General features: G+C 70.8%; 13 protein-coding genes. 2 read left to right on the top strand and 11 right to left on the bottom strand.

The genetic code is table 11. The features are described from left to right. Positions 1-198: 198 nt before the first annotated feature. From WBN91_RS21955 to WBN91_RS21940, 4 genes are all read right to left on the bottom strand, one after another. Entirely contained in the window at positions 199-1581 is a 1383-nt protein-coding gene (locus tag WBN91_RS21955) for an aminotransferase family protein (RefSeq protein WP_337725957.1), read from the bottom strand. A gap of 103 nt (positions 1582-1684) precedes the next feature. Continuing rightward, positions 1685-3298: a DHA2 family efflux MFS transporter permease subunit gene (locus WBN91_RS21950; protein WP_337725958.1), complete on the bottom strand. Its 1614-nt coding sequence runs from the start codon at positions 3296-3298 to the stop codon at positions 1685-1687. 1 nt (position 3299) lies between these two features. Next, entirely contained in the window at positions 3300-4277 is a 978-nt protein-coding gene (locus tag WBN91_RS21945) for a carboxymuconolactone decarboxylase family protein (RefSeq protein ID WP_337725959.1), read from the bottom strand. A gap of 9 nt (positions 4278-4286) precedes the next feature. Further along, positions 4287-5693, bottom strand: a complete 1407-nt coding sequence (locus WBN91_RS21940) for an MFS transporter (protein ID WP_337725960.1) — start codon at positions 5691-5693, stop codon at positions 4287-4289. A 198-nt stretch (positions 5694-5891) separates the two neighbouring features. On the opposite strand from WBN91_RS21940, the gene WBN91_RS21935 reads away from it, so the two are divergent. Continuing rightward, a complete protein-coding gene (locus WBN91_RS21935; RefSeq protein WP_337725961.1) occupies positions 5892-6275 on the top strand; it encodes an SgcJ/EcaC family oxidoreductase in 384 nt (127 codons plus the stop codon). Between the two features lie 165 nt (positions 6276-6440). On the opposite strand, the gene WBN91_RS21930 is transcribed toward WBN91_RS21935, so the two are convergent. Both WBN91_RS21930 and WBN91_RS21925 read right to left on the bottom strand, forming a co-directional pair. Continuing rightward, positions 6441-8102, bottom strand: coding sequence for a GMC family oxidoreductase (locus WBN91_RS21930; RefSeq protein WP_337725962.1), 1662 nt, complete (start codon positions 8100-8102; stop codon positions 6441-6443). 71 nt (positions 8103-8173) lie between these two features. Beyond that, complete coding sequence (locus WBN91_RS21925) at positions 8174-8704, bottom strand: DUF5987 family protein (RefSeq protein WP_337725963.1); 531 nt, start codon at positions 8702-8704, stop codon at positions 8174-8176. Between the two features lie 720 nt (positions 8705-9424). On the opposite strand from WBN91_RS21925, the gene WBN91_RS21920 reads away from it, so the two are divergent. Next, positions 9425-10153 carry a helix-turn-helix transcriptional regulator gene (locus WBN91_RS21920; protein WP_337725964.1) on the top strand — a complete coding sequence of 243 codons (729 nt, stop codon included), beginning with the start codon at positions 9425-9427 and terminating at the stop codon, positions 10151-10153. A 251-nt stretch (positions 10154-10404) separates the two neighbouring features. Here WBN91_RS21920 and WBN91_RS21915 read toward each other — a convergent pair whose 3' ends face one another. The 5 genes from WBN91_RS21915 to WBN91_RS21895 all read right to left on the bottom strand — a co-directional run bounded on the left by WBN91_RS21915 (position 10405) and on the right by WBN91_RS21895 (position 16788). Continuing rightward, the gene (locus tag WBN91_RS21915) at positions 10405-11769 is read right to left on the bottom strand and encodes a cytochrome P450 (protein ID WP_337725965.1); all 1365 of its coding nucleotides are present in this window, start codon (positions 11767-11769) and stop codon (positions 10405-10407) included. Then, positions 11766-12773: an enediyne biosynthesis protein gene (locus tag WBN91_RS21910; RefSeq protein WP_337725966.1), complete on the bottom strand. Its 1008-nt coding sequence runs from the start codon at positions 12771-12773 to the stop codon at positions 11766-11768. The genes WBN91_RS21915 and WBN91_RS21910 overlap by 4 nt, the downstream gene beginning before the upstream one ends. Positions 12774-12778: 5 nt before the next feature. Continuing rightward, positions 12779-14704 (bottom strand): CRTAC1 family protein, encoded by a 1926-nt coding sequence (locus WBN91_RS21905; protein WP_337725967.1) that lies wholly within the window; start codon positions 14702-14704, stop codon positions 12779-12781. Then, complete coding sequence (locus WBN91_RS21900) at positions 14701-15681, bottom strand: DUF1702 family protein (RefSeq protein ID WP_337725968.1); 981 nt, start codon at positions 15679-15681, stop codon at positions 14701-14703. Before WBN91_RS21900 ends, WBN91_RS21905 begins: the two co-directional genes overlap by 4 nt. 117 nt (positions 15682-15798) lie before the next feature. After that, positions 15799-16788, bottom strand: coding sequence for a DUF1702 family protein (locus WBN91_RS21895; RefSeq protein WP_337725969.1), 990 nt, complete (start codon positions 16786-16788; stop codon positions 15799-15801). Positions 16789-16790: the final 2 nt, after the last annotated feature.

Raw genomic sequence — 16790 nt, 5'->3', positions numbered from 1 at the left:
CCCTTCGGGCAGGCCATACGGGGATGACACAAGCAAGAAGCCCAAGTTGAGTTGTGTCCCCCTCGGCGGACTGCCACTTGCCGGCTTCGCCGGAGGGCCGTCGCTTGGGGGTGGATGTGGATGTGGGTGTGGGGGTGTGGTGAGGGCCGGTGAGGGGCCGCATCCTGTGGTGCTGGGTGAGGCCCCTCGTCGGCTGGTTCAGCGCGGGGCGACCTGGCCGTCTGCGCCCAGGCGGGACAGGACCTCGATGGTGGCCTCCGCCGTGCGGCGGACCTGGTCCTCGCCGATCACCAGTGGCGGCGACATCACGATGACGTTGCCGTACGGGCGGACGATGACGTTGTGTTCGCGGCGGACCGCGTCGGCCACGCCCTCGGCCACGATCGGGATCATCATCGGTTCCTTGGTCTCCTTCGAGACCACCAGTTCGATGCCCACCGTCGCGCCCACCACGCGGACGTCGCCCACCTGGGGCAGGTCGCGGGCCGGTGCCAGGGACGACTTGAACCAGTCGCCCACGGTCAGGGAGCGGCCGATGAGGCCTTCCTTCTCGATGATGTCCAGGTTGGCCAGGGCCACCGCCGCCGCCACCGGGTGGCCCGCGTAGGTGTAGCCGTGGAAGAAGCCCTCGTTGCTGGTCACGACCTCCGCGATGGCGTCGCTCATCAGCAGGCCGCCCATCGGGATGTAGCCACTGGTCAGGCCCTTGGCGATGGTGATCATGTCGGGCTGCATGCCGCGGGTGGCCGAGTCGAACCACGAGCCGGTGCGGCCGAAGCCGGTGACGACCTCGTCGGCGATGAGCAGGATGCCGTTGCGGCTGAGGACCTCGCGGACGCGCGGCCAGTAGTCCGCCGGGGGCTCGTGGACGCCGCCGCCCGCCATGATGGGCTCGCCGATCATGGCCGCGATGTTGCCCGCGCCGATGCGCTCGATCGTGCCTTCCAATTCGGCGATCAGCGCGTCGGTGATGTCGCCGCCGCCGTACATCTCGTGGTGGTAGGGCCACACCGGGGACAGCTTCTCGACGTTCGGCAGGTTGGGGCCGACGTAGGTCTGCATCATCTCGAAGCCGGTCGCGGTGCCGCTGCCGTAGGACGCGCCGTGGTAGCCGAAGTGCCGGGCCAGGATCCACGTGCGGTTCGGCTCGCCGCGCCGGTTGTGGTACAGGCGGGCGGACTTGATGGCCGACTCGACGCTGTCCGAGCCGCCGGAGGTCAGGAACACCCGGTCGATGCCCTCCGGGGACAGCTGGTTGAGCCGGTAGGCCAGTTCGATGGCCTTGTCGTTGGAGTAGTCGAAGAAACCGGTGTAGTACTCCAACGTCGAGATCTGCTCGGCCGCAGCCTCGGCCAGCTCGCGCCGCCCGTGGCCGACCTGGGACAGCCAGTTGCCGCCACCGGTGGCGTCGACGAGCTCGTTGCCGGCGGCGTCCCAGACCGTGGCGCCCTCGCCGCGGACGATCACCACCCGGTCGTTGCGGTCCATCCGCTGGTGCGGGTGCACCAGGAACCGCCGGTCGAGACCTGCCAGCTCGGTAGCGGACGCGGACTGCGTCGGCAACGCGGAAGAGATCGTCACAGTCTTCGTTCCTCACGTGAGAGCGGAAATTTCCGTCTGGGTTGACCAGGGAACGGCTGAAATCTAGCCACCCGCGAAGGCGGTCTCCTTCTCCGAGAATGCGCTACCGGAGGTCTTCTTCGAGGTTGCTGGATTTGTGGCGAATTGTGCCCGCGGGAGCGGTTTTCCGGGTCAGGCCCAGCGCCAGCAGGCCGCCCAGCAGGATGGCGCCCGCGGCGACGACCAAAGCGGCCCGGCTCGCGGTCAGGAACGCGGTGCCGAACGCCTCGCGGGACAGTGCCGAGAATTGCGCGGCGGTGTCGGGTGGCAGGCCGTCCGGGACGACCACGCCGCCCTGTTGGCCGGTGCCCAGGCGCAGGCCGTGGGCGGCGGCGTCCTCGAACGCGTCCAGGAACCGCGGCCGGTGTTCCGGTGGCAGCCGGGAGGCCAGGGCGGCGCTTTCCTCGCGCAGTGTCGACACCAGGCGGTTTTGCAGCACGGCCCCGATGACGGCGGCGCCCAGGGCGGCGCCGGTCTGGCGGGCGGTGTTGAGGACGCCGGAGGCCACGCCGGCGCGTTCGGCGGGGATGTCGCGCATGGCCTCGGTGGTGGCGGGCGCGAGCGCGAGCCCCATGCCGACGCCGACCAGCAGCATCGGCACGACGAACGTGCCCGGCGTGGACGTGGTGTCGGGCACGAAGGCGACGCCCAGGACGCCGGCGGCGTACAGCGCCATGCCGACGGTCAGCGGCAGTTTGCCGCCGACGCGGTCGGCCAGCCGCCCGCCCAGCGGCGCCACCGCGCTCAGCGCGATCGTCCACGGCAGCGCGGTCACGCCCGACATCAGCGGGCTCATGCCGAGCAGGGTCTGCGTTTCGATGACGAACACCAGCAGCAGCCCGTACACCGCGAACGACGAGATGAGCGTGATGCCGGTGGCGACGGAGTAGTTCCGGTCCCGGAAGAGGTCCAGCGGCACCAGGGGTTCGCGCTGCCGCCGTTCCCACCACAGGAACGCGACGCCCAGCAGCGCGCTCAACACGAGCACCGCCGGGATGCTCACCACCCCGGCGATCACGCCCCAGTCGTGCCGCTGGCCCTCGACCAGCGCGTACACCAGGGCCAGCAGCGCGCCGGTGGCCAGCACGACGCCCACCGCGTCGAACCGGTGCCGCCGCCCGGCGCGCAGGTCGGGCACGAACCGCAGCGCCAGCACCACGCCGACCAGGCCGAACGGGATGTTGAGCAGGAAAACCCACTGCCAGCCGAACTCGGTGACCACCAGCCCGCCCACGGTCGGCCCGCTCACCGCCGCGACGCCGGCCACCGCCGTGAAGATCCCGAACGCGGCACCCCGCCGCTCGGCGGGGAAGATCCCGGAGATCAACGTCAACGCCTGCGGGGTCAACGCCGCCGCGCCGACACCTTGCAGCACCCGCGCGCCGATCAGCACACCGGGCGAAGTAGACAGTCCACACAGGACGGACGCGGCGGTGAACACGGCCAGCCCGGCCACGAACACCGCCCGCGGCCCCACCAGATCGCCGACCCGGCCGAACACGATCAGCAGGGACGCGAACGCCAGCAGGTAGCCGTTGAGCACCCACAGCACCTCGTCGATGCCCGCGTCCAAGCTCGCCATGATGTCCGGCGCGGCGGTGTTGACGATCGTGGTGTCCAGCAGGATCAGGAAGTTCGCCAGGCACAGCACCGCGAGCGCGCGCCACGGCCGCTCCACCTCACACCTCCGTCGCGCGGTGCAGCAGTCCCGCCATCCGCCGGGCCGCCGCGAAGGCCGACCAGGACACCAGTTCCACCAGCCGGGCGTCGTCGCCGCCCACGGCGGCCACCACGTCGTCGTCCACCTGGTAGGAGGCCAGGGCCACCAGCAGCGCCAGGGTCGCCGCCGGGCGGTGCTCGGCGGGCAGGCCGGCCACCGCCTCGACCACCCAGGCGCGGCTCAGGCCCGGCGGGGTGCCGTCCCACGCGGCGAGCCGGTCCAGCACCAGCTCCCGCACCGGCGCGGGCAGTGCCCGGGAGCCGCCGGCGTCGAATGCCGCCGCGATCCGGGCCAGCGCCTCGCCGATCACCGGATGGTCGGACGACCACGCCAGGTCCGCCTGCGGCGTTCCCTCCGGCAGCAGCCGCAGGGACGTGCCGGGCGGTCGGTCGCCGCGCGCGCCGGCGCCCATGAACCGGCCCAGGAACTTCCGGGCCGGCGCGGGCGCGTTGGCGGGCAGCGGCGACTCGCCGAGGAAGACGTTGACCACGCGGTTGAGGTAGTGGAACGCGACCGCGACGCCGAGCAGCTCGGGCAGCTGGTCCACCGGCACCGGCCGCACCGGACTCGACCGGTCCGCCCACGCCTCGACGTCCTCGAACGTCGTCGTGGTGAGCCCCTCCAGCGTCGCGGTGTGCACGGTGACGCAGTACGGGCAGGCGTTCGAGCGCGACACCGACGCGGCGACAGCCTCCTTCACCGCCCGGGGCGCGCGTCCCGACGCGACCAGCGTCTCGCGCAGCAACGCCCAGGACGCGGCCAGCGCGACCGGCGCGGGGGAGTGCAGCGCGACCGGCGGCGCGAGCATCCCGAAATCGGCCTCCACGTCGGCGTACACGACGGCCACCAGGCCGGTCGCGGCGCCGGGCCGGACCGGCGCGACGTGGCGGACCTGGTTGAGGGAACGGCGCAGCGCGGTGCGGACGATCCTGCCCATGACGACTCCTTAGTCGACCCGAGGTACTTCGGCCACCACCGCCGCCCGGCGGCCCGGCATCCCGAGCGCCGCGACGCAGCCCAGCAGCGCGAACGCCGCGGCGACCCCGATCGCCGGCCCGAAGCCGGCGCTGAAGGCGGCGGGCGAGCCCAGCTCGCCGAACGCCCCGAACACCGCGCCCAGCACCGCGATGCCGAACACGCCGCCCAGGATGCGCACGACGCTGAGCACGCCGGAGGCCTGCCCGACCTCGGCCGGCGCCACCGCGACCACCACGGACTTCTGCGCGGCCGGCATCGCCATCGACACGCCCACGCCGCCGAGCAGCAGCGGCGGCAGCATCTCCGCGTACCCGACGGCCGGACCGGACACCGCGGCCAGCCACGCCATCCCGACGGCTTGCAACGCCAGCCCGATCACCATGAACCGCCGCTCGCCCCACCGGTCCGCGAGCGCGCCGGCGATCGGCGCGCACACCATGAGCGTCCCGGTCCACGGCATCAGCCGCAGCCCGGCATCCAGCGGGCCGTGGCCCAGGACCTCGTGGAAGTGCTGGGCCAGCAGGAAAAGCGTGCCGTACAGCGAGGTGTACAGGGCGAAGTTCGCCGCGTTCGCGCTGGTGAACGCGCGGATACCGAAGAAGCGCATCGGCATCATGGGCGCGGCCACGCGCTGTTCGTGCCGGACGAACACCGCGAGCACCACGACACCGGCCACCAGCGACGACACGACCTCGACGCTCGCCCAGCCCACCGCGTCCGACCGCACCAGCCCCCACGCGAGCCCGAACACGCCCGCGGTGACCAGCAGCACGCCCCACGGGTCCAGCGGGCGCACCGGACCGCGACCGTCGGCGATGTGCCGGCCGACCAGCCGGATCACCACCGCGCAGATCGGGACGTTCACCCAGAAGATCCACTGCCACGCGAGCCCCTCGGCCACGACCCCGCCGACGAACGGCCCGGCGAACGTCGCGATCCCGGTGATCCCGCTGAACAGCCCCAGGGCCTTGCCCCGGCTCCCGGGCGGGAACGCGGTGCTGACGATCGTGATCGCCAACGGCAGCATCAACGCCGCCCCGACGCCCTGGACCGCCCGCGCCGCCACCAGCACGCCCACACCCGGCGCCAACGCGCACGCCGCCGACGACACGGCGAACACCGCCATGCCGACGATGAGCACCCGCTTGCGCCCGTACCGGTCACCCAGCGCCGCGCCGGTGGGCAGCAGCACCGCGAACACGAGGCTGTAGGCGTTGATCGTCCACTCCAGCGTGCCCAGGCTCGCGTCGAGGTCGCGTTGGATGGAGGTGAGCGCGGTGGCCACCACCAGCACGTCGAGCGCGACGATGAACGAGGCCGCGGAGGCCAGGCCGAGCGCCCAGCGCTGGGTGGTGTCCATGCGGGGTGCCGTCACGCGGTAGATGCTGCCGCCGGGCGGCGCGGAACTCTTCTTCCAGGCTGCTCGGACCGGTACTGGTGGCCGCCCGGATCGGTGGTGGTGGCCGCTCGGGCCGGCGGTGGTGGCGCTGCGCACGCACGAAGATGGCGGCCGGGGCGGCCCTTGCGACGATGGCTGTTGCCGAGTCGCCCGAACCACGGAAGAGGAATGCCGATGACCGTCGCAGAAGTCGTGCAGGTACCGCAGCGGATCGTCTCCGCGTGGGCGGCACAGGACCCCGACGCGTTCGCCGACGTGTTCACGGAAGGGGGCACCCTCGTCCTGCCCAACGACGTCCTCCTCAAGGGCCGCGAGGAGGTGCGCGAGTTCATGAAGAACGCGTTCGCCGGTCCGTACGCGGGCACCACGGTGACCGGCGACCCCGTGGACGTGAAGCTGCTCGGCCAGGACGCGGCCGTGCTGGTGACCCAGGGCGGCGTCCTGGCCCCGGGCGAGACGGAAGTGGCCCGCGAACGCGCGATCACCGCCACGTGGGTCCTGGCCCGCGAGGAGGGCGAGTGGAAGCTGGCGGCCTACCAGAACACGCCGCGCTTCTGACCACCCCTGACGACCGTGGCCCCCGGCACCCCTGGCCGGGGGCCACGGTCTTGCCACGGGCCGGCTGAGCGGCGGAGCTCGGAGAGCGGAGCACGGACGGAGAGGCGGAGCACGGAACCGGCCGTGCGGATCGGGGGTCCGCACGGCCGGTTCCGGGTTTGTCGATCAGTCGCGCACGAGGTTGGGCAGCAGGTGCTGCACGCCCCGCCGGCCGCTGGTCTCGCCGTCCGGGGAGGGCGCGCCGTACTTGACGTCCACCCCGCGCTCCTGCAACGCGCGCACGATGCCGGGCATCGCGCGCTCCGCCAGAGCCGCGATGGTCAGCGCCGGGTTCACCGTGAGCGCGCCGGGCACGGCCGCGCCGTCGGTCACGAAGATGCCGGGGTGGCCGCGCAGTTCGTGCCGGTCGTCCAGGGCCGAGGTCTCCGGGTCGTCGCCGATGCGGCAGGACGCCAGGGGGTGCACGGTGTAGGCGCCCACCACGTCGTTGGTCCACGGCATGACCTTCGACAGGCCGTCCTTCTCCATGATCTGCTTGACCGCCGCGTCCGCCTGCTGCCACCCGTACAGCGTGTTCTCGGTGGGGTTGTAGCGGATCGGGCCCCGGCCCAGCATCTGCTGGGAGATGCGGATGGAGTTGCCGGTGGGCGGGGGAGTGCCGAAGACGCCCTCGTTGTCGTCCTCGGTCATCGAGAAGATGGTCAGCCACGACTGCCACTTCTCGACGATCTTCTTCTTGTCCGCTCCGAACCACGTGGGCATTCCCGGCATCGCGTCCGGGGTCTGCGCGAGGATCGTGCCGAAGCCGGGCGGGAAGTACAGCTGCTCCAGGCAGAACCGGGAGAACTCCGGCAGCGAGCCGTCGAGGTTGTCCCAGCTGGCCACGCAGGGGCCCTTGCCGATCTGGTTGGCCGCGTAGGACAGGTCGTCCTCGCGGGACAGGCCCAGCAGGTCGCGCGCCTTGTCCTCGTCGATGATCGCCGTGTTGAGGCGTTCGCCGTTGCCGGAGAAGTAGCGGCCCACCGCGTGGGGCATCTTGCCCAGGGTGTCCTCCGAGCGCTGGAGGATCACCGGGGTGGCGCCCGCGCCGGCGGCCAGGATGACGATCTTCGCGTCGATCTCGCCGCTGCCCACGCTCACCCGGTAGTCGACGTCGTGGATGACGTTGTAGCTGACGCGGTAGCCGCCGTCCGCGGTGCGGACCAGCTTCTGCACCTCGTGCATCGGCCGGATCTCCGCGCCGTTCGCGATGGCCGCGGGCAGGTAGTTGAGCAGCAGGGACCGCTTGGCGTCGAACTTGCAGCCGGCCATCATCCAGTTGCAGTTGGTGCACAGCGCGGTGTCGATGGCCACCGGCACCGGGTTGGCGGTGCGGCCCGCGTGGTTGCAGGCCGCGGCGAACAGGCCGCCCGCGTAGGTGACCTCGTCCCAGTCCTGCTTGGTGATCGGCAGCGCCTCGCTGACCTTGTCGTACCAGGGGTCGAGGGTGTCGCGGTTGATCGTCGACGGCCACATGCGCCGGCCGATGCTGCCCTTGCGCTCGAAGATGAACCGCGGCGCGCGGGGCATCGCGGCGAAGTACACGACGCTGCCGCCGCCCACGCAGTTGCCGCCCAGCAGGCTCATGCCGTCGCCCACGACGAAGTCGAAGATCCGGGTGTAGGAGGAGCCCAGCAGGTAGTCGTGCTCGAAGTCCTTGCTCTCCAACCAGGGACCGCGTTCCAGCACGGTGACCTTGGCCCCGCCCGCGGCGAGGTGGTACGCGGCGATCGCGCCGCCGAACCCACTGCCGACGATGAGGACGTCGGTGCTTTCGGTGCTCGTCATCGAAACTCCAATCGCCGGGCCCGACCGGCACGGCGGACGTGCGGGGGACGTCGCCCCCGCGGGTGGGCTGGTCAGGCCGGGTTGCCGGACGGGGTGGTGTCCGGGTGGCGACGGGCGAGGGGCTTGCCGTAGGAGTAGGCGGGGAACCGCCAGAGCCCGTCGGCGTCCGGCTTGGCGAACTTCATCGCGCGCAGACCGGGGTGGCCCGCCGCGATGGCGTCGAGGGTGTGCATGTGCGCGCCGGTGTCGAAGGCCATGTTGCTGAACAGGGCCAGCGCCACCCAGCCGTCCTTCTCGGGGTGGCCGGGCGCGACCAGCTTGGCCACCAGGGCGGTCCGGTCCTTGTAGGACAGCGACACGAACGGCGGCACTTCGCCGTCCAGCTCCAGGCCGTGCTCCGCCGCGTAGGCGGTGGCGTGCCCGTTGAGCATCGTGGTCAGGCTGTCCAGGCCGTCGACGATCCCGGCGGCGGGGGTCTCCAGCAGCTCCACCGCGCCCGCGACCACCGCCCCGTCGTCGTCGGCGGCGCCGGCGATGGCGCGGTCGTCGGGTGAGCGCTTCGCCCCGGGCACGATGGTGTCCGCGAACGCCTCCAGGGTCATGGTCCGTATGGCGCGATCCGGTGCGGTATCCGATTGCACGGCTGATCCTTCCTCCGGTCGGCGAAGAATGGGCCGACCGACGCCCGCATACCCTGGGCGGTCGACTCCGTAAATACGCCGAAGGCCGTCGCCCCGACGTTCTACACATCGTCGGGCCGAGGATCTTCGCGGCGCTTCTTCGTGCTTGCCCCAATATTGTTACCCGGCCATTCGTTGGCCGTTGGTGGGCCGAAGGGTCCACTGGCCGTTCGGCTGTCGGCAGGCTGGTCGGACGTGCGGGTGGGGGACCGCCGCAACTCCGCACAATTACCGGGTGTGGAGTGGTGGGATGATCTGCCAATGGTTACGGAGGAGACTTCTGTATCCACGCTGCGTGTTGTTGTTGAAAACTGTCTCGGACGCACCCGCCGGAGCCGCCGGGAAATGATCTTGCAGGGGCCTTACAAAGCTCGTTGGCGCACCTTGCGCAGGCTGTGAGGGCCATGTAGCTTGCAAGAATCATCGAATGGGACACAACTGGGGAAGCATCTAAGAGGTACTGGGGGTTGTTTCGTGACCGGGCGCCCAACGGCGTCGGGTCGTCCACGGCCCGTTCTCCGTCGCCGGCGGGCCGGCCGTGGTCGCGTGTATCCGTTTCACCTCTGTGTGCGTCTTCTGCGAATGGGGGTCGTAGTAGTGGGTGAAGTCCTTGAGCGCGCTGTCGGCAAGGTAATCGACTTCATGCACGAGAACATCGGTGAACAATTCACGATCGACGACATGGCGCGGACCGCCAATTACAGCAAGTTCCACTTCTCACGGGCGTTCCAGCGGGTCACCGGGGTGTCCCCGGGCCGGTTTCTGGCCGCCATCCGATTACAGGAGGCCAAGCGCCTGCTGGTCTCCACGACGTTGACCGTGACCGACATCAGCCACCGGGTGGGCTACACCAGCGTCGGCACGTTCAGCTCCCGTTTCCGCTCCAGCGTCGGCGTCTCGCCGACCACCTACCGCCAACTCGGCGGCTTCGCACCGCACATCCCGATGGCCCGCCGCGGGTCGGACCCGCGGACGGCCAGCGTGCAGGGCGAGATCGCCGCGCCGATCGGGGGCGCGCGGGGCCTGATCTTCGTGGGCCTGTTCCCGGACGGCATCCCGCAGGGTTCACCCATCCGCTGCTCCGTACTGCACCGTCCGGGGCCTTACGTGCTCACCAACGTCCCACCCGGCACCTGGCACCTGTTGGCGCACTCCGTGGCGCCCGGACGCGAGACCATGCTCGGCAACGGACCGTTCGCCGACGACCTGGCGTTGTCGGTGGCTTCGTTCGGTCCGATCACCGTTCGACCCGGCGCGCCCCTGCGGCACGCCGACTTGACCCTGCGACCCATCTGCGTCCTGGACCCACCGGTCCTGTTGGCGCTGCTGGACGTGCGCACCATCGCACTGGGGGCCGACGCCGCCAGCTGAGCGACCCGTCACCACGGGCGCGGCCGGCAGGCGAGGGCGAAAAACCGAATACCACGACACCGCGGACCACGAAATCGTGCGAAGGGCCGCCCCCGGGGACGGGGGGCGGCCCTTTCGGCGTTTCCGGGATCCGGGTGATTCGCCGGTCATCCGTGTCGAGTGTTCTCGACGGACCGTCGTGCACCGCAGACACGACAGGGGCGGTGGGCCGGGTGAACGAACCCCGACCCACCGCCCCTGTCGACCGGCTGCTAAGCCACCGGGTGGACTGTCATCGGCAGCCCGCCGCGCACGCGCAGCGAGAGCATCGGCTCGGGCACGACCTCGTACCCGGGCACCGTGCGCAGGTCCAGCTCCCGCGCGATCATGGCGATCGCGAAGGTGGCCTCCATCATCCCGAGGTGGTTGCCCACGCAGAACCGCGGCCCCGCGCCGAACGGGATGTAGGCGTACCGCGGCCGGTCGTGCGTCACCGTCGGGTCGAACCGCTCCGGGTCGAAGCGGTCCGGCTGGTCCCAGAAGGCCGGGTGGCGGTGCAGGGTGTACGGGCAGATGAGCACGTCCGCCCCGCGCGGCACGAAGTAACCGCCCACCTCGTCGTCGGCCTGCGCGGCCCGGGGCAGGATCCACACCGGCGGGTACAGCCGCATGACCTCCTCGACGACCATCGCCGTGTACCGGAGGGAGTGCAGGTCCTCGTACTGCGGCAAGCGGTCGCCCAGCACTGAACGCGCCTCGGCCTGCACCCGTTGTTTGACCTCCGGGTGCCGGTCGAGCAGGTGGAACGTCCAGCCCAGCGTGCTGGCGGTCGTCTCGTGGCCGGCCAGCATCAGGGTCACCAGCTCGTCGTGCAGCCGCTGGGTGCCGAACGCCGGGTCCGACTCCTGCGCCACCGACGCCATCACGCGGGACAGCACGTCGTCGCCGTCGGCGTTGCCGTGCGCCACCCGCCGGGCCGCCAGCTCGTCGACGACCCGGCGCAACTCCTTGCGCGCCTTGCGGAACCGGAGCTGGTGGGGGAGCGGCACCCACATGGGCACCGCGCTCATCGTCACCATCTCGAACATGGCCTGGTCCTGCACGGCCTCGAATGCGTGCCCGACCTGCTCGAACTCCGAGAGGTCCTCGGAGAGCAGGGTGCGCCCCAGGACGTCCAGGGTCAGGCCGGTCATCTCCTCCATCAGGTTCAGCGGCGCCCCGCCGACGCCGGCGCGCAGCCGGTCGACGAGCCTGCCCGCCGACTCGGCCACCGCGGTCGCCTGCCGCGCGATCCGCTTGTGCTGGAACGCGGGCTGCGTGGCGCGGCGCTGCTTGCGCCACAGCTCGCCCTCGCTGGTGAGCAGCCCGTCGCCGAGCGCGCGGCGGGCGTGCACCAGGCCGATGCCCTTGTGGTAGTTGGCCGCGTTGTCGGCCAGGACGTGCTTGGCGTGGTCGGGGTGGTTGAAGAAGTACAGCGTCTTGGGGCCGATGGCCATCTTGACCGCGTCGCCGTACTGGGTCGCGGCCGACGTCATCAGCGCCAGCCGGTCGCCGGCCAGCTTCTTGAGCAGGCCCAGAGTCGCGCTGCGCGGAGGCCCCGGGGGCGTCCGCCGGACGTCGGCCGCGATCCCGGTCATGTCGGCACGACCTCCGTCGTCTTCTTCGGCGCCCCGTTGCCGTTGAGCGACACCGCGGGCTCCTCCACGGGCGCCGCCGCGGCCAGGGCCTTCTGCTGGGCCTCCCACTCGCGCCGCGAGCGGTCCACGATCTCCAGCGCCCACAGGAAGCCGCCGCGGATGAGGCACACGATCGCCGTGGCGAAGAAGATGCCGTACGGGATCGACATGCCCATCAGCACGCCGTACACCGCCGCCACGCCGCCGCCGAACGCGATCTGCGACACCGGCCGCGAGGGGCTCGTGCCCGGGTCGGTGACCATGTAGTTGGTGAACAGCACGAACGCGACACCGGTCATCATCGCCAGGCCCGCGGGTATGGAGGTGTCCAGCAGGAACCCGCGGACCACCGCCTGGAGCGCGAACCCGATGATCCAGGCCATGATCAGCCACAGCCGGCCGGTCAGCATGCCGTTGAGCATGGTGCCCGCGGTGATGATGATCAGCGGGATCAGCCAGTCCACGAACGTGCCGACGTGCTCGGTGAAGTGGTAGGGCGGCGCGATGGACGCCCACGGGAACACCAGCAGGATGACGGCGATGCCGAAGTTCGACGGGTTCATGAAGTGCCGCATCCGGCCGCGCACCGGCGCCCGCAGCACCCACTTCGCGCCCACCGCGACGGTGACGCCGAAGATCATCGCCAGCAGGTTGTCGTTGACGTAGATCAGCATGTTCATCGCGAGGCTGGTGATGTGCGCGGGGAACAGGAACTCCATGAGCCCCTTGAACCCGTTGCCCGCGAAGCGCGGCGCGCGTCCCTCGACGCGGGCGCCGATGATCTCCAGGACGATCTCCACCGTGTACCCGGTGGCCAGCGCGATGAAGGGCCACAGCCAGGGCTGCTCGAACCCGAGGACGGTGTAGCCGAAGATGTTGAAGACGGTGATGGAGATAGCGAACCGGCGGAGCGCGGTGACCACCTTGGGGTCGTGCCGCGGCGGGCTCGGTTTCGTCTCGGCCATGTGCGTCACTTCTCCTTGGCCTGGTCGCCGAGCTGGAGGTCGTGCCAGCCCGCGGACAGTGTCAGGTCCTGCTCGTGGATCTTGCCGTCGGTGTCGCGCCACTTGATGTGCGCCGTCACCGGCCCCTTGGCGTCACCGAGTCCGAAGTGGACTTCGTGGCTGCGCTTGCCGGAGTGGCCGCTGCCGCCGTCGACCCGGTTCATCTGGGTGCGCCCGTCGGAGGTCTTGATGGTGACCTGCGCGCCGATGGCGGGCGCGCCGCCGTCCTCGTTGGTCAGCCGCAGGCCGAGGAAGCCGTTCGAGGACTTGCCGGTGTTGTGGTAGAACACCGGGTCCTCCCACTGGCGGGAGACGGCCATGTCCAGCAGGCCGTCGCCGTCGACGTCGCCGGTGGCGATGCCGCGGGTCGGGACGGGGACGTCCAGGCCCAGCTCGGGGGACAGGTTGTCGTAGCGGCCCTCGCCGTTCTTGACGAACAGCCGGAACCGTTGCGCGCCACCGACGTCGTCGCCCGCGGTCACGTACGGCCACCACATCGGGTTGGCCAGCAGGGCGTCGTTCGCGGTGGCCAGCTCCTGGAGCTGGGGCCAGCGGTTGACGTCGCCCTTGACGAACCCGGTGGCCTGCGCGATCTCCAGCTCACCGCTGTTGTCGAAGTCGGACAGCTTCACGTCCCAGCCCCAGCCCGACCAGGCCAGCAGCAGGGGCGCGCTCTCGTCCTCCCAGGGCGCGTCGCCCTCCTTCAGCGCGGCCTTGACGTCCGCACCGGTGCTCAGGAAGGCGAAGTGGCTCTCCTCGATGCCGAACGACGTCGTGATGTTGCTGACGTACATGTCGTAGATGCCGTCGCCGTTGAGGTCGCCGAAGTCGACGCCCATGCCCTTGAACGAGTCCTGGCCGACGTTCTTGGACTTCGGCTCGATCGGCGAGCGCGAGCCCTCGACGAGCGCGAACTCGAACTTGCCGGGCGTGGACTTGTTGTACAGCAGGCGGTCCGGGCCGAAGTCGTGCGCCAGGTACAGCTCGGGCAGCAGGTCGCCGTCGACGTCGTTGGAGCTGGAGGCCAGCACCCAACCCTTGGACGCGTCGTTCGGGACGGCGTCGTCGTGCTGCTTGAACGTCGCCGTGGGGCTCGCGCCGCTCGTGCCGCCGGTCCACTCGAAGATGTAGTCCTCGCCGCCGTTGAGCGCGTCGGACATCGAGGCGTTCATCTCCACGCCGCCGGACTTGCTCGGGTCGAGCACCGGGCCGTGCGGGAAGTAGTTGCCGATGTAGATGTCGGCGTGCCCGTCACCGTCGAAGTCCGCGACCGTGGCCGAGTTGGAGTTCCACTGCGGGCCAGCGTAGGTGCCGCTCGTCGCGCCGGGCACCAGTTCGGTGGCCTTGAACGAGTCCGCGGTCAGCTTCTTCTGGTTCTCCTTGGCCAGGTGCAGGATCGGCGTGCGGCCCCACAGGTAGACCATGAGGTCCATCGCGCCGTCCTCGTTGAAGTCGCCGGGGACGCAGCCCATCGGCGCCATCACGTCGTTGACCGGCAGGGAGCCCGAGCTGAGCGCGAACGGCGCGTAGCGCGGCTGCTTGCCCGACTCCGGGGCGGGGGTGACGATCACCTGGTCGATGCGCACGTCGACGAAGCAGATGTCGTTGGACAGGCCGTCGCCGTCGAGGTCGTTCATCGCGATGGCCGAGCCGACCGACGAGATCCACGCGTCGATGTGCTTGTAGTCCTGGTTGACCTTGCGGATCGACTGCTGGGTGTAGCCGCCGGGCAGGGCGATCGACTCGGGCGCGAACCCGAAGCTCGACGCGAGGTCCCGCTTCTCGGTGGCCGACGACTCGGGCAGGCGGGCGACCGAGAACGTGGCGGCGACCAGCACCAGCGCGACGATCCCGGGTAGTTGCCTGCGCAGCCAGCCGGTGGTGGCGCTCACGAACCGACTCCTTCCTGGTGGACGAACTCTCGGGCGATGCGCCGGCGCCAGACCTCGAAGGCCGGCTCGGCGCCGTCGGTGATCGGCGGCGCGGGCCGCACGTCCTGGGTGACCCGGGCGGCCTTCTCCGGCGTGGTGCCGCAGAACACCTGCGTGGCCAGGCCGGTGTGCGGGACCATCAGGCCCGCCTTCACGCGCGCCTCGGCGGCGAACGCGCTGGCCTGCGCGACGACCCCGGCGTGGCGCCCGGACCGCTGCCGGAACAGCTCCAGCTCGTCCTCGGTCACACCGCCCGCGTAGGTGGCGGCCAGGCCGGCGCCCGCGTACAGGTCCTCGTGGCGGTGCTCGGCGAACCCGTCGATGAGGTCCGCGACGTACTCGGCGTCGGTGCCGCCGACGAACCACATCGCGCGGCCGATGCCCTGGTCCAGCGCGCGGTTGGTGTAGGCGCGCGGACCCTCGGCGGGCCACGGGAAGTCTCGGTCGACGTACTGCCCGTGCACGTACTGCTCGGTCTTGAAGTAGGCCTGGTGGAAGCCGTAGCCGTCCAGGACCAGCCAGCGCAGCAGCGGGTCGGTGGACGCGCTGCGGGGCCAGCGGAAGCGGGGCAGCCGGGCCATCGCCCAGCCGATGCCCACGTAGACCATGTAGATGTGGTCGGCCGCCCGACCCTCCAGGAATTGCTCGACGTGCCGGGAGTGGCCGAAAGGCATGCCGTCCAGGACCGCGAAGCCCATTCCGGCGCCTTCGTAGGCGAAACCCTTGAACCGCGTGGGGAGCTTTTCCAGTTGTTCTTCGGCGTCCCGCGGGTGGCGCGCCTCGACGGCGTAGGCGTAGCCGGCGAGGAACATCCGGCCGACCGTCTCCAGCAATTCCTTGCCGGCCTCGTCCTTCACCCGGAATCCCCGGGTCTCCATCAGCGTTTCGGTCAGGCTCGGCGTCAACAAACGGCGCCGCAAGGCGCGCAAGGCACTCACATTCGTCCCCCCAACGTCGGGCGGCCAGGAAAGCGGGCTAGGATCGGGAAAATAGTTGCAGCGCGTCGCGCGGCGCGGCTACTTCAGACGTGCGGAGCAGCGACGATCAATGCGCGCTCAGGCGGAGAGATTCTTCGTTGCTGCGGTGAAACGCGCACGAATTCGACTGCGCCACACCTCGTAGGGCGGTACCGGACCCTCGGCGTCGGGCGCGACGGCGGTGGCGTCGGCGAGTTCCGACGCGGCTTCCGGGGTGATCTCCGCGAAGGTTTCGACGGCGGTCGAACTGTGTGCCGGGACGAATCCGGCGTGAATTCGCGCCTTGACCGCGAACACGGAGCCCAGGGCGAGTTCGGCGCGGTGCTCGCCCGCCGCGGCGGGCAGGGTGGCCAGCTCGTCGGGCGTGCCGCCACCGGCGAACGTGGCCGCCAGGCCCACGCCGCTCCACAGGTCGGCGTGCCGGGCCGGGTCGAACCGCGCCACCGCCTGGGCCACCTCGGCGCACTGCGCGCCGTGGATGAACCACAGGGCGCGCCCGATGCCCTGGTCGATGGCGCGCGGGAAGTAGTCGGCGCGGCCGTGCCACGGGTAGGGCGCGGGCACGCGCTGCTCGTCCACCCACTTGCGGGTGTGGAAGTAGGCCAGGTCGAAGCCGTAGCCGTCGACGGCCAGCCAGCTCATCGTCGGGTGGTAGGGCGAGCCGACCAGTTCGGGCACCACCTTGCGCCACAGGCCCCGCGGCAGGTGGTTCATGGCGAACCCGATGCCGATGTAGGCCACGAACAGGTGCTCGGCGCCCGGCCCGGACAACAGGTCCCGGGTCCGCGTGCCGCGCCCCATGACGTCGCGGATGGTGAACGCCATCGTCGCGCCCTCGTAGGCGAAGCCGCGCAGCTCCGGCTCGACGAACCCGAGCCTGCGCACGACCTCCCACTGGTCGCGCGAGTCGATGCCCCATTCGAAGCCGCACACCACCGATTGCGGGATGGCCTCCAGCTTCGGCGCGTACTCCGACGACGCGCCGGGAAAGCCGCGCGAGCCGAAGGTCACCTCCTCCAGGGAGGGCGCCATCATCAGCCTGCGCAGCGATCCCAGCGTCGTGGACATGA

The sequence above is a fragment of the Saccharothrix sp. CCNWYY140 genome, assembly GCF_037401995.1.
GTDB lineage: Bacteria > Actinomycetota > Actinomycetes > Mycobacteriales > Pseudonocardiaceae > Actinosynnema.
Note: the sequence above shows the minus strand (reverse complement) of the source record. Positions and strands in the feature narration are given on the sequence as shown.